The following is a 13,259-nucleotide window of genomic DNA, read 5'->3' as shown; positions in this document are numbered from 1 at the left end:
CCGCCAGAAAAGACGGCACAGACCAGCGCTCCCCCGGGCCATTCGGCATCGGCAAGACCATCGTAGAGGTGGTGACAGGATACTCATTTCGGGAGAACCACCATGAAACTGACAAAACCACACAAACTTGTTGCCTGGGGATTGTTTGTCGTTATTGCCGGTGGTTATTTTCTCATGGCAGCAAGGTTTCCCCTGGCCTATATCGTTGCGACTTACGAGGATCTGGTCGGCGAGTGGGCCCAAGTCTTTCTTTTTGTCACAACCATGCTGCTCTCGGTCCGGATTGCCTGCGGCAAGTCGAATTACCGTCCCTTCTTTGCGATTTTGGCATTGGCCTGCTTCTATGTTGTCGGTGAAGAGATTTCCTGGGGACAAAGAATCTTCAACCTGACAACGCCCGATTTTTTTCGAACACACAATCTGCAAAATGAAACCAACCTGCATAATTTTTTTACCGGTCCCATCGAGACCTCATTGAAGCAATCGATGGAATATTTGATTGCACTGGGGTTGGTCTTTTATGGGTTACTGTTCCCTCTTCTTTTGGGTTTACGCTGGAGATTGGCTCTCTGGTTCAGCAATAAAGGCTTGCCACACCCGCCGCTTTACCTCTGGCCCTTTTTTGTGTTCAGCGCCGGGCTTGAGCTTGGACTTCTTCAGTTCAACGAGGCTGAAATTGCTGAAGTACTGATCCCGCTGGCGCTGGCCATCATGTCCTTCAATTTTTTGCTTGCCACGCGTCAACAGCAGGAACTTAGGAATATTCCCGAATGGCCTGCGGCGGATTCGAAGCAGCTGGCCTGGCAAACCGTTTCATTGGTCCTGGGTGTAACTCTTCTCGCCTTTTTTGCCACCACCGCAGGCTATTACGCACCCACCATGAAACCGAAAATGCAAGCCCGATTCTATAATGGTGTGGAGAAGTTTGCCGATCGCTACAAGCGTTTTGAACAATGGGACAGCGCCGCGCAATTATATCTGCTGGTGCATAAAGAGGAACCGAATAACGCTTCGGCGTTACGCAATCTGTTTGTTTGCTACACCAAATTGAACGATCCACAGTTGGCCCGCAATTTCCTTGAAAAGGCAGAACAGGTGGACCTTGATACTCTCGCCAGGCAGCCGCTCAGCGTTGCGTCACATCTTTCCCTGGTGGAAACTTACGAGTTGATGGGAAATGAAAGACGGGCGGCGGATCATTTACAGGGCAGCGCGGAAATCGCCAATCTAAACGTCAGGAAATTTCCGAACAACGCTTCAGCGATCTATTGGCTTGGCAGATCGGACGAGAAAAACGGCAATCTGCATAAAGCCTTACAGGAATATCAACGGGCAGCACAGCTGGCACCAGAGGTTCTCAGGTATCAGAAGGCGATCCAGAGTGTGAAGCGCAAGTTGACAGCGACCGCTCAAGAACTCACGGCGACAAGGATAACAACGGCATTCACCCGGTAACCGGAATATAAGCAACAGGAAGTCGACAGACATACTATCCCCTACATACCCACCGGCTGTAATCGGCTCCCGCCTGGCGGGGGCTTTTTTTGCGGCTCGCCAGCAGAATCTGTGGTGCTATTCAGGTTCCGGCAATTTGCCAAGCTCATTTATATAAGACAACTTGCAGGCATTTCAGGGTCTGAAATCGCAGGCTTTTCCCACCGTAGACCGACAGCCGGTCGCCTATTTTAATGGGCAAAACCCGAAATTAACAAAAACCAATGGTGTTTCCCCCCTACTGAAGGTGAAATCACCAGCACAGATTCCCTTATTTCTCCCGTATTTAAATACTTAACGGTAATTAATGTCAAATAAGGGAAAACCCCCAAAAAGCCCCCAGATCTTCCCCATTCAAAAAATGGGTTCGCCTGAGGAAAAACCTTTGTATTTTCAGGGTACTGACCTCCACACAATGAACAGAGATCGCCACCAGCCTCTCCGATGATATTTTGCCAATAAATCTTCCCTCATCAAAGCTCGCCAATTCTCATTAAAAAAGCTGGCACAGCCGATGCTATGTAGCCGACGGAACTCCGTCACCGTTTCGGAGTGACATCCTGGAGGGTGTATCGAAGGTTTCCGGCGACGGGATCTGTCTTCCCGGCGCTGGAGAACAACAACATGCCAGAGGGGATGCCTCTGGCCCAATGCACATGGAGAAAGGAAGAACGCAAATGAAAAACCCCAAAAGACTGTTGCAAAAACTCACCACCACGCTCTGCCTGCTAGCCTTCGCCGGTACGGCGCCGGCCGCCACCATCACGGCCTGGGACACCACTGACGTCGATCTCAACCCGGGGCCCTACACTCTGTATGAGTCGTACGTCAACCTTATCTACACTGACGCCAGCTTCACCACCACCATCGGCGGCATCAGCTGGAAGGAGAGTGACTCCCAGGCCCCCGGTATCAGCATCGTCAACGGCGACGACCAGGACGGTACCAACTGCGTGATGACTTCCGGCTACAATCCCTATGACTTCAGCATCAAGCAGTGCTCCGACCCCTTCCAGTCGAGCAAACGCTTCAAATCCCTCATGAACAACCTCGCACAGCCCACCGTTATTAAGTTCAAGGTGGCCAATGACGGTTCGGTGAAAACCTACAGCATGATGCAGAAACTCTCCAACTGGACGGGCGTGGACCTGACCGACTTCGCCATCGAGCTGGGCTTTGTCGATGCCAACGGCAACTGGATTCCCTCCACTGCCGGCGACGGACTCGCCATCACCACCAGCAAAGGCACACCGGTCGTCATCGGGGAAGCCCGCGACAAGGACATGGTCGCCCTCTTCGCCCATGGCCTCTTCGGTGCCCCTGACAAACATCACCCCGAGCCCGGCTATTTTGATCCCAACGAGCGTGGTGACTTTGCCCTGCAGGCCGCTGAGGACCGCTTTGAGTCCAACGGTATCTCGGATAACCACTACAATCTGTTCGGTCTGTGGAACAGCGCCCCCATCACCATTTACGGCATGTACTGGGATAGCGATCAGCTGTACTACACCGACAATATCCTCATGGCCAACTGCCAGGGAACCTTTGACGAAGCCGCCGGCGTCTGCAACGGCACCTGGGTAACCTACCGCTCCCAGGAAGGTACCTACATTGACCCGGCTGACGGTCTGGAGAAAGCCTACATTTCCGATGGCGTCGCCAAACCGGTTTCTGAAGAGCTGCTGGCTCAGTGGGAGGCCGATCCCTGGGTGGCCCCCGGCCCCATCGATGACTTCGCCAACCTTAGCCTCAACTGGTACATCACCCTGGGCAATTCGGCCAACTGGCCCACCCCGGACTCCTTTGCCATTCGCCTGATCCCCAGAACGGAATAAGACAGGATCTGTTGCGTTGTGATGTCATGGCCCCTGTCGAACCGGCAGGGGCTTTTTCTCTGAAATGGGCATTGTTCACCTTGGCAAGCGGGACGGTTCATGCTAGAAAAAGCCTTAATGCTATTCACCCCTGTCCGTGGAGCCCGCCATGCACTATTTCGCCCTGACCATCATCGGCCGCGACCGGCCCGGCATCGTCGCCGACGTCACCGAAGTTCTCTACCGCCTCGGCTGCAATATCGCCGATTCGAGCTGCACCCTGCTCGGCGGGCAGTTTGCCATGATTCTCATCGTCTCCAGCCCCGACATCGACGGAAAGCAGCCTTTCCTCGATGCCTTCACCGGCATTGAAGAGAGCGGCCTCTCCGTCTTTGTGCGTGTACTCAAACCGGGCGGTGAACTGCGCCCGGACCTGCGCGGTGAAATCTGCATGATTTCGGTATATGGTTCAGACAGACCCGGTATCGTCTACCGCGTCACCCAGGAACTGGCCCGCCGCCAGATCAACATTACCGACCTCAATACCAAGCTGGTGGGCAGCGAGGAGCGTCCGGTCTATGTCATGATGCTCGAAGCGATGCTCCCCGAAGGGCAGGACGAGGACAGTCTGAAAGCGATCATGGCCGGCCTCAAGGACGAACTGCAGGTGGACATCAACGTCCGCTCCATCACCCCCGTCGAGCTCTAGATTATGGCCGTACAGGAAATCCGCCTTTACCCCGACCCGATTCTTAAAACCGCCTGCGCCCCGATCGAGGCTTTCGACGCTTCGGTGGACACGCTCATCCAGGATCTGATCGATACCATGGTTGCCGCCGGGCACTCCGTAGGCGTGGCGGCGCCGCAAATCGGCGTCACCCGCCGCGCCGTCGTCGTCGATGTCTCCAAGTCGAAACTGGGCCGTGAGAACAATCACGGTCTGCTGGTCATGGTCAATCCGGTGATTCTGGAAAAGGCGGGATGCGGCACCATGCGCGAGGGGTGCATGAGCGTGCCGGACTATACTGGCAATGTCAGCCGAGCCGAGCAGGTGGTGGTACAGTTTCTTGATCGCCAGGGGCGTGAAACGGTGATCCAGGCCAGCGGGTTCGAAGCGGTGGCGATCCAGCACGAGCTGGACCATCTTGACGGGTTCCTCTTTCTCGACCGCGTCTCCAGCCTCAAGACAGACGTCTTCCGCCGCAAGAAATAAGCCTGGGGGTTCCGGCTATTCCTTGACGGCCACCCCACCGCCGGCCAGAAGGTCGCCGACCGTTTCATGGAGTTCGGCGGCCACAATCGGCTTCATGAGCAAGCGGTCGATGCCGGCCGCGGCACTCTCCTCCGGGGATATCGTTCCCACAAATCCACTCAGCAGCACAATGGGCAGCTCGGGACGGATCCGTTTCAGCTGACGGGCCACCTCCAGACCGTCTCGATCCGGCATGGAGAGATCGGTGATGACCAGGTCGAAATCCTGCGGGCGTCGGCCAAAGGCCTCCAGGGCCGCGTCGGCCCCGACAAAGGCTGACACCTGGTACCCCTGCGCCGTCAGCATCTCCTCCACCAGCAAAAGCACGACCTCCTCGTCGTCCAGCAGCAGAATGTGCCCCTGCCCGGCCGCCGCACTGGCGCCGGCAAGCGTTCCTGACTCCTCAGGGCCCACGGCGACCGGCAACAAAATGGTGAAGGTGGTCCCCTTGCCTGGGGCACTCTGCACGGCGATATGGCCGCCGTGACTTTTAATGATCCCGTGGACCACCGACAGACCCAGCCCTGTCCCCTGTCCCACATCCTTGGTGGTGAAGAACGGTTCGAAAACCCGCTTGCAGGTCTCCTCACTCATCCCCTGCCCGTTGTCGCGGAACTTCAGGCGCAGGTAGTCACCCGGCTTGAGTTCGGGATAGATTCTGGCCTGGGCGGCATCGACATGGGCCTTTTCGAGAATGACCTCGATGTCGCCGTCGCCGCTGGGCATGGCCTGCAGGGCGTTGGTCCCCAGGTTCATCAGCACCTGGTGGATCTGGGTCGGGTCGGCCATGACCAGGGGCAGATCGCCGCCCAGCCGTTGACGAAGACCGATCTTTTTGGGCAGGGAGGCCTGCAGAAATTCCATCGCCTCGACCACCACCTGCTGCAGGTCGACAGGACGGCGGCGGCCCTCGGTGCGCCGACTGAAGGTCAACACCTGCTGCACCAGATTGCGAGCGCGGCGGGCAGCGTTGATGACATGGTCAAGACACTGGCTCGCCCGGCTGTCACCCGACACCTCCCCTTTGCACAGTTCGCTGAAGCCCAGAATGGGCGTCAGAATGTTGTTGAAGTCATGGGCGATGCCGCCAGCCAGCGTCCCGACAGTCTCCATTTTCTGGGCTTGAATAAGCTGGGCCTGCAAACGGGCGCGCTCTTCTTCCCCCCGCTTGATCTCGGTCATATCCCGGGCGGCGCAGACCACGCCCTCTACGCTGCGGCCCTCATCCCGCATGACCGAGGCGGAGAAGAGCACCGGAATCCGCTCGCCGCTCTTGCTCAGAAAGTGCAGTTCGATATTGGAGACAAAGCCGGCATGGAAAAGATTCCGGCGGATCATGTCATTAAAACCGGTACCAACGATGTCAACAAAAGAACGGCCGATCAGTTCTTCTTCACGATAGCCGAGCAGATGCAGGGTCGAGCGGTTGACCACCTGGATACTCAGGTCGGAGGAGAAGACCAACAGCATATCCATCATGGAATGGAGGATGTTTTCGACGTAGCGCCGCGACACCAGCGTGTGGTGCAGGTCGCGCGCCATCAGATTGATGGCGGTGCCGACCTCGCCGATTTCGTCTTTTTTGTCGACGGGGACGGCCGTTTCCAGATGGCCACGACCGATATCGCTGACCGCCGTTTTCAGTCTCTGCAGACGCCGGGACAGGGAATGGGAGATGGCATAGCCCAGCCCCAGCGCCAGGGCCACTCCGGCCGCCATGACCAGCGACACCAGAAAAATGGTGCGTTGCGCCTGCTCGACGGCACCGGCTTTGAGCTGACTTTCCAGGCCGACTTCATAGTCCGCCATCTGGATGCCCAAGGCGCGGATGCTGGCCGCCGCCCCTTGCAGATCACGCAGCAGCGCGTCGTTTTTGTGGTAATCGAACTGCCCCCCGACCACCCCGGCGTCCCGGATTTCCACCAAATGCCGCCCGGCCAGAAACATGTCCCGCTCACCCGCCGCGATCCGGTCGAGGAGGGCCTGTCCATAGGGCTCCTTGACCCGATCTCGTAAAATATTGATGTTCCGGGTCAATTCCAGATTGAAATCGAAAAAATCGGCCCGGTCCTCCTCACAGCCGAGAGAAAGGAAGAACAGTAGACTGCTCTCCGCCTTTTTGGCCAGACTGGCTATAGCCGTTGCCGCCGTGATGGCTTCCTGTTTGTTGAGGAAATTGGTTTCGAGGTGGGCGATACGCAGGGCGCTGGCCGCCAGATGATCGACGCCATCGCTCAGGTTGCGCAAGGCGGTGTTGTGGCGGGCCAGCACAAATTCGCTGGCGTCATCCAGCTCTTCGTCATGGGCCAGGATGACGGTCAGCGCCCAGTGTTTGACCGCTTCCCGGGTGCGCTGGAGGGTTTCCAGAAAACGGCGGGCTTCGGGATTCTCCACCTGGGCGTCCAGAGTGGACAGCTCCCTCCCCATCGCCTCATACAAGGAGAGAACGGCGGCGCGGTCCTCGAAGTCATGGAGCGACAGGTAGAGGAGCAGATGGCTTTCGAGGCGCTTGGCATGGCTGGCCACCTCGGTAGCGGCGGCCACGTTGGAGCGAAAATGGCTCTCCCCTCCCTCAAAATAACCAACGATCTGCCGGTTGGCGCTCAGGGCAAAGAAGCCTGAAGTCGCCGCCAGGGCAGCCACCGCCAGAAAACCGAGAAAAAGCTTGCTTCGGATGCTGAGGCCCATTGCCCCCCCTGCCATGAGACCAAGACCGTCACCCCGCCGACAATTCAAGGGGCGACAGTGACGAAAAGCAAATTAAAACTAGCAAATACCACACCAGCTGAAGGTCTGGATAGTAACTTTACCGTTCGGAGCGAGTTTTTAAGACAAAGCGGGTCTTCTGAAGTCACCCCGCCCAGGCTCCACGGATGGCAATATCGCGAGAATCGGTGGGGTATCCAGTGATTTGACCAGACAGACAGGAGAATCTCAGAGGGCGCCGCCGGGCGGCAGACGCAGGAGCAGCACCTCGACGACCTCCCCTGCTGGCGGTGCCGCCCCGGCCGGCACCGCCAGCAGGGCATGCGCTCCCTGCAGGCTGCGGTTCTGCCCGGACCCCTGCCGGAGGCTGGGGTCGAAACAATATCCTCCCTCCGCCCAGCGCAGACGCCCCCACAGGAAGGTCTCGCGCTTACCGCCAGCGGGAATATCCCCGCCCAGCCGCGCCGGCAGCCGGGGCGGCAGAGGGTCAGCGGCACCGGCGAGCAGCCGTACGGCCGGGGCGACAAAAATCTCGAGGGTAGCGGCCGAAGCGGCGGGATTGCCGGGCAGACCGAAGACCGGCACAGTCGCCACTGTGCCAAAAAGCACCGGCTTGCCCGGTTTGATCGCCACTTTCCAGAATCCGAGGTCGAAACCCAGCCCCCGCAGCACCTCCTGCACCAGGTCGCGGTCCCCCATGGAGACGCCGCCGGAGGTGACCAGCAGGTCGGCTTTCAGCCCTTCCTGCAGGAGAGCACGCAAGGCCTCCGGCTCGTCGCCGCCGATGCCGAGCGGGACCACCTCGCAGCCGAGTTCCCGCAGACGGGCGGTCAGCAGATAGCTGTTGGAATTGACGATCTGTCCCGGCCGCATGGCGGCGCCCAGTTCCACCAGTTCGTCACCGGTGGAGAGAACCGCCACCCGCGGCCGCGGGTAAACGCGCACCTGCGCCACGCCGGCCGCCGCCAGCAAGCCGATCTCCCCCGGTCCCAAGCGGGTAGCCGCCGCAAGCAGGATTTCGCCCTTGCGGATTTCTTCGCCGCGATAGCGCACATGCACCCCTTTTTGGCCGGCCTTGCGCAGACGAACCTGGCCGTCACTCTCTTCCGTCTCCTCGATCGGCACCACGGTATCGCAGCCCGGCGGCAGCGGCGCCCCAGTCATAATTTTCACGCAGTGTCCGGCCGGCACCGTCTCCGTCCGTAACGCCCCCGCCGGGATAAAACCGGTGACGGTCAGCCGGTCCCCGGCCGGCTGACCGGCGAACCCGTAGGCGTAGCCATCCATGGCGGAATTATCCGCCGGCGGCAGGTCGAGGCGGGAACGGGTTTCTTCGGCCAGAACCAGCCCGGCGGCTTCAGCCAGCGGCAGCAGGCGCGGCGGCAGGGGGGTGACCGTTTTTCCGACAATCTGAAGGGCTTCCGTATAGCTCAGCATCTTTTCCCTCGTTTCAGGTATTTTCCACGCGCGTCTCCCGCGCCTTGAAGATGGCATAGACGGTCTCCCCCACCTGCAGGGGGCCGATACCGAGAAATCCCCGATAGCTGATCTCCGCGACCAGCTTCTCGGCGCCGCTCACGGTGACACGCACCGTATCGCCCACAGTGATGATTTCGGTCACTTTCCCCGGCAGAATATTGCGGGGGCTGCCCTCAGGCACCGCCCGATAGAGAGCGACCTCCCAGGGAAAGATGGTCAGACAGGCCGGGCCGGGGCGAACCTGCTCGAAGGGAGCCAGAAAACTGACGCCGCCGTCACTGTGAAAAGCGGTCTGCCCGCCGCGCTCCACCACCCGGCCGGGGATAAAATTAACCCCGGCGAACTGGGCGACAAAAGGGGTGGTGGGCGAATGGAGCAGCTGATGGTAGCTCCCCTGCTGGCTGATGCGCCCCTGCTCGAGCACAGCGAGACGCTTGCGAAAATAGGAGGCGTCGGCCGGATCGTGGCTGACCAGCACCGTCGGGATGGGCAGCTGGGTCAGAATCTCCCCCAGCCAACGTCTCATCTCCCAACGACTCCCCTGATCCAGCGCCGCCGTCGGCTCATCAAGCAGCAGCGCTCGGGGCGCGACCATGAGGGTGCGGGCCAGGGCCACCTTCTGCCGCTGACCGCCCGACAGGGCCCCGACCGGCTCCGCCGCCAGTTCCCGCAGCCCCAGACGTTCGAGCATGGCGGCCACGCGGCTGTCCTGCTCCCGGCGCGGTAGACGGCGGGCGCGCAAGCCGAAAGCCAGGTTCTGGGCCACGTTCAGATGCGGGAAGAGGGCGAGATCCTGAAAGACCATGCCCAGCCCGCGATCCTGAGGGGGCAGATTGAGGCGGCGTCCGGCATCGTAAAGGAGGAGATCGTCGAGGCGTACCTGCCCGGCGGCCGGCGTCGTCAGGCCAGCCAGCAGCCGAAGCAGGGTGCTCTTGCCGCTGCCGTTGGGGCCGATCAGCACTGTCACGCCGCTGGGAACCTCAAGGGCGGCCTGCAGGGTGAAGTCCCGCAAGGGGCAAGTCAGATCGAAACGCAGCATCGCCATCTCAGCCCTCCTGCGCCAAGGGCCGGGACAGCAGACGGAAGCCCAGCAACAGGAGGCAGGACAGGACCAGCAGCAGGGCGGAGAGGGCAAAAGCCTTCTCCGGGTTCCCCTCGTAGGTGCTGTAGATAGCCAGGGACAGGGTCTGCGTCCGTCCCGGCAGATTGCCGGCAAAGAGGATGACGGCCCCGAACATGCCGATCCCCTGGGCCAGGGCCATAATCGCTTCGGCCAGCAGACCACGGCGACAGAGAGGCAGGCTGACGGCAAAGAAGGTGCGGAAGGGACCGGCCCCCAACAGGGTGGCGACCTCTTCGAGGCGCCGGTCGACCCCGTCGAAGAGTACGACGGCCCGCTTGACGAAATAGGGGGTGAGCAAAAAGACCTGGGCCAGCACCACCGCCGCCAGCGTGAAGGGGAGTTGAATGCCCAACTCCGCCAGCCAGACGCCGACCAGTCCCCGGCGGCCGAAAGCCAGCAGCAGGGCGAGACCGGCTACCACGGGCGGCATGACCATGGGCAGCTCCAGCAGGCTGTCGAGCAGAAAACGCCCCCGGCCGAAATACCGGGAGATGGCGTAGGCCACCGGCAGCCCCAGCAGAAAGATCAGGAGCGTCGAGGCAGCCGAAGAAAGCAGCGTCACCCGCAGGGCGGCGACCACGTCGGCGGCGGTCATCAGCGCCAGCAGGCGGGCCGGCGTGACGTGCAGCAGCAGAGCAGCGACGGGAAGAAGGAGCAGCAGCACCAGCAGCGCCGTCGCCACAAAAAGTACCGCGTTGAACAGCCAGGCGGTGCGACGCCCTCGTCCAGGGTGTTCAGGGGGAAAATCCAGCGGCTGCCAGGGTCCCGCCTGCTTGGGTTCGGATGCCTTCATCCCCTACCTCGCCGGTAAAAAGCCGTGGGCGGCCAGAATCCGCTGCCCCTGGGGGGAGAGCAGATAATCGATGAAACGCCGGGCCGACACCTTCCGGGAGGAATCAGTCACCAGGGCGACGGGATAGCGCACCGGGGGGACATGAACTTCAGGAAGGGGGATGACCCGCACCCGCTCCCGCAGATAGGGGGTCAGGTCCGAGACATAGACCACCCCCGCATCGGCCTCACCCAGCGCCACCTTGGTGGCCACCCCTTTGACGCTCGCCTCTTCGCTGACCAGATTACCGCGCACTCCCTCCACGAAGGCCGGCCCATAGGCCGGGTCAGACCCCAGGCGGTCCAACAGCCGCTGGGTGTAACGGCCGACGGGTACCGAAGGGGCACCAAGGATGAGCAGATTGCCGGGTCGGGCCAGCGAGTTGAGGTCCGGTATCGGTTGAACGGCCTGCCGGGAGACGATGAGCGCCAGACTATTGCCGGCAAAGAAAGCGGGCGTTTCGATCAGCCCCTGCTTCAGCAGGCGTGTCATGACCTGGTCGTCCGCGGCGGCGAAGACATCGACGGCCGCCCCCTGGCTGATCTGGGCGGCCAAAGCCTGGCTGCCGGCGAAATGAAAGACCAGCCGGGTGCCAGGATGCGCCTGCGCATACTGCCGGCCAAGGTCCGTAAAGGCCTCGGTCAAGGACGAGGCGGCAAAGACCATCAGTTCGTCGGCCCCCGCCGGCCGCCCCGGCAGAATCAAGACGAGGCCAAGCAGCACCCGCAGCAGAAGACGACCCATCAGAAGACCTCCCGGTAGCGGGCATCGACAAACTCGCGCACCCCTTGCTTGAGGTCGTCGAACTGCTGCAGCAGCTCCAGGGCTGCGGGCGTCAAGGACGTTTTCCCCTTCTGCGCCCCGCCCTTCTGCCGCACCAGCAACGGCCAGGTCAGCAAGTCCTCCATGCATTGCAGCTGGGTCCAGGCTTTGCGGTAAGAGACGCCCATCGCCCGGGCCGCCGCACTGATGGAACCCGTTTCATGCACCAGGCGCAGCAGGCGTTCGCGGCCATCTCCCAAAAGCGGTTGGCCATCGACTTCCAGCCAGACTTTCGAACGGGCCTGCACCGTGGTCACTGCAAAAACCGCGCTTCGATGAAATCGCAGATCGCTTCGGCGTCATCGATATGAAAGACCGGTACATCCAGCTGCAGTCCGGCGTCGGAGGCCACGGCGATCAGGGTGGGATCGTGCTCTTCATCCCGACAGAGCAGACGTTCGCTGCGGGCGGTGCGGTGCACCTCGATCTTGGGCATGGCGCTCTTCTTGAAGCCCTCGGTCAGCACGATGTCCACATCGGCGAACAGCCGCTGAATCGTCTCCTCCAGCGGCGGCTCCTGGGCATCGCGGTTCATCTTGATCATGGCGATCTTGGCCGGCGAGGTGATCACGGTGGTAGCGGCGCCGGCCTGGGTCAGGCGCCAGGAATCCTTGCCCTCGTGGTCCATCTCGAAGCGGTGGGCATCGTGTTTGAGCGCCCCCACCCGGTAGCCGCGCCCCTTCAGGCCGGCGATGAGTTTTTCCAGCAGGGTTGTCTTGCCGGTTCCGCTTTTGGCCACAACCGAAACAACGGGTACGTTCATGAGAGTTCCTCCTTGATGGTCGCCATGTCGGCGGGGGTATTGACGTTGCGTAGGGCCTGCTGCCAGCCGGGCGGCAGTTCGTCCGCTTCCACGTAGCGGACGCGCACCTGATCGTAAAAATCGTAAATGCGGTAACGGCCCTGCCGCAGCAGTTCTTCCATGGGCGCCAGGCAGCCTTTGCCGTAGCAGGCGAAGAGGGGTTCCAGCCCCGCCGGCGTGCGCGGCACCACCACGTCGAAGTCGCGGCGCCAGGACAGCAGGGTGCGGATAAGGGCCGGATCAGGTGAGGGCATGTCACAGGCCGCCACGAAAATGTGGGGTGTGGTGGCCCGCAGCAGCCCCGTATAAAGACCGCCGAGGGAGCTGCCGGGATAGATGTCGCGGTGGCAGGTCACGCCCTCGTCGGCCAAATCAGGGCGATCGCCGGCGATCAGAACTTGGGCGAAAAGGCCCCGCAGCACCGTCAGGGCGCGCCGGTAAAGCGGTACCCCGCCAACAGGCAGAGTCGCCTTGTCACGCCCCATGCGCTGGCTTTGCCCACCAGCCAGCAAGACACCGGTTACATCCTCGAATTCAGTCAAGACAACCCCCGATATGCGTTTTTTGCACAACGGCAAAATCATACCTTTTCCGCCCAACCTGTCAAGCGCCAATTCGGCCCGAGCAGAGCCTGAAAATCCATTAAATACAAATACACATATAAATAAAAATGCCTATATTTCGATACGTTAGCAACACTTGACTACGTCATTTAACCTGTATAATTCAGCCAAAAGGCCAGCCGCGAGGAAGCTTACCTCACACTCCCTGCCGACCTTTCCCCAACGTCACTTTCCCAGAGAAGTCGCGGTAGGGACGGCACCACGATCCCGCCCATTCCGGGATAAAAACGCCAAGACATTAAAACACTGCAACATGCTGATTTTGCGGATATTTAAATATTTTAACCTCCCACACCCCTATCCGCTGACCAT

At 60.6% G+C, this 13,259-nt stretch carries 12 protein-coding genes; 4 read left to right on the top strand and 8 right to left on the bottom strand.

All coding sequences use genetic code 11. From position 1 onward, the window contains the following. Positions 1 to 102 precede the first annotated feature (102 nt). From MJO47_RS06990 to def, 4 genes are all read left to right on the top strand, one after another. Positions 103 to 1,455 carry a hypothetical protein gene (locus MJO47_RS06990; RefSeq protein WP_253960396.1) on the top strand — a complete coding sequence of 451 codons (1,353 nt, stop codon included), beginning with the start codon at positions 103 to 105 and terminating at the stop codon, positions 1,453 to 1,455. 716 nt (positions 1,456 to 2,171) lie between these two features. Then, entirely contained in the window at positions 2,172 to 3,329 is a 1,158-nt protein-coding gene (locus MJO47_RS06985) for a choice-of-anchor F family protein (protein WP_253960395.1), read from the top strand. A 148-nt stretch (positions 3,330 to 3,477) separates the two neighbouring features. Next, positions 3,478 to 4,017: a glycine cleavage system protein R gene (locus MJO47_RS06980; protein WP_253960394.1), complete on the top strand. Its 540-nt coding sequence runs from the start codon at positions 3,478 to 3,480 to the stop codon at positions 4,015 to 4,017. A 3-nt stretch (positions 4,018 to 4,020) separates the two neighbouring features. Beyond that, complete coding sequence (gene def, locus MJO47_RS06975; protein ID WP_253960393.1) at positions 4,021 to 4,521, top strand: peptide deformylase; 501 nt, start codon at positions 4,021 to 4,023, stop codon at positions 4,519 to 4,521. Positions 4,522 to 4,536: 15 nt separating this feature from the next. Here the strand turns inward: def and MJO47_RS06970 are convergent, their stop codons facing one another. The 8 genes from MJO47_RS06970 to MJO47_RS06935 all read right to left on the bottom strand — a co-directional run bounded on the left by MJO47_RS06970 (position 4,537) and on the right by MJO47_RS06935 (position 12,866). Further along, positions 4,537 to 7,248, bottom strand: a complete 2,712-nt coding sequence (locus tag MJO47_RS06970; protein WP_253960392.1) for an ATP-binding protein — start codon at positions 7,246 to 7,248, stop codon at positions 4,537 to 4,539. Between the two features lie 246 nt (positions 7,249 to 7,494). Then, entirely contained in the window at positions 7,495 to 8,703 is a 1,209-nt protein-coding gene (glp, locus tag MJO47_RS06965) for a gephyrin-like molybdotransferase Glp (protein ID WP_253960391.1), read from the bottom strand. Between the two features lie 13 nt (positions 8,704 to 8,716). Further along, positions 8,717 to 9,790 (bottom strand): ABC transporter ATP-binding protein, encoded by a 1,074-nt coding sequence (locus MJO47_RS06960; RefSeq protein WP_253960390.1) that lies wholly within the window; start codon positions 9,788 to 9,790, stop codon positions 8,717 to 8,719. Position 9,791: 1 nt separating this feature from the next. Beyond that, a complete protein-coding gene (gene modB / locus MJO47_RS06955) occupies positions 9,792 to 10,661 on the bottom strand; it encodes a molybdate ABC transporter permease subunit (protein WP_253960389.1) in 870 nt (289 codons plus the stop codon). A 3-nt stretch (positions 10,662 to 10,664) separates the two neighbouring features. Further along, complete coding sequence (gene modA, locus MJO47_RS06950; protein WP_253960388.1) at positions 10,665 to 11,444, bottom strand: molybdate ABC transporter substrate-binding protein; 780 nt, start codon at positions 11,442 to 11,444, stop codon at positions 10,665 to 10,667. Next, positions 11,444 to 11,779 (bottom strand): LysR family transcriptional regulator, encoded by a 336-nt coding sequence (locus MJO47_RS06945; RefSeq protein ID WP_253960387.1) that lies wholly within the window; start codon positions 11,777 to 11,779, stop codon positions 11,444 to 11,446. Before MJO47_RS06945 ends, modA begins: the two co-directional genes overlap by 1 nt. Beyond that, positions 11,776 to 12,285 carry a molybdopterin-guanine dinucleotide biosynthesis protein B gene (mobB, locus tag MJO47_RS06940; RefSeq protein WP_253960386.1) on the bottom strand — a complete coding sequence of 170 codons (510 nt, stop codon included), beginning with the start codon at positions 12,283 to 12,285 and terminating at the stop codon, positions 11,776 to 11,778. The genes MJO47_RS06945 and mobB overlap by 4 nt, the downstream gene beginning before the upstream one ends. Further along, on the bottom strand, positions 12,282 to 12,866 hold the full coding sequence (locus MJO47_RS06935) for a molybdenum cofactor guanylyltransferase (RefSeq protein WP_253960385.1): 585 nt from the start codon (positions 12,864 to 12,866) through the stop codon (positions 12,282 to 12,284). Before MJO47_RS06935 ends, mobB begins: the two co-directional genes overlap by 4 nt. Between the last annotated feature and the right edge of the window lie 393 nt (positions 12,867 to 13,259).

The sequence above is a fragment of the Desulfuromonas sp. KJ2020 genome (assembly GCF_024197615.1).
GTDB lineage: Bacteria > Desulfobacterota > Desulfuromonadia > Desulfuromonadales > SZUA-540 > SZUA-540.
Note: the sequence above shows the minus strand (reverse complement) of the source record. Positions and strands in the feature narration are given on the sequence as shown.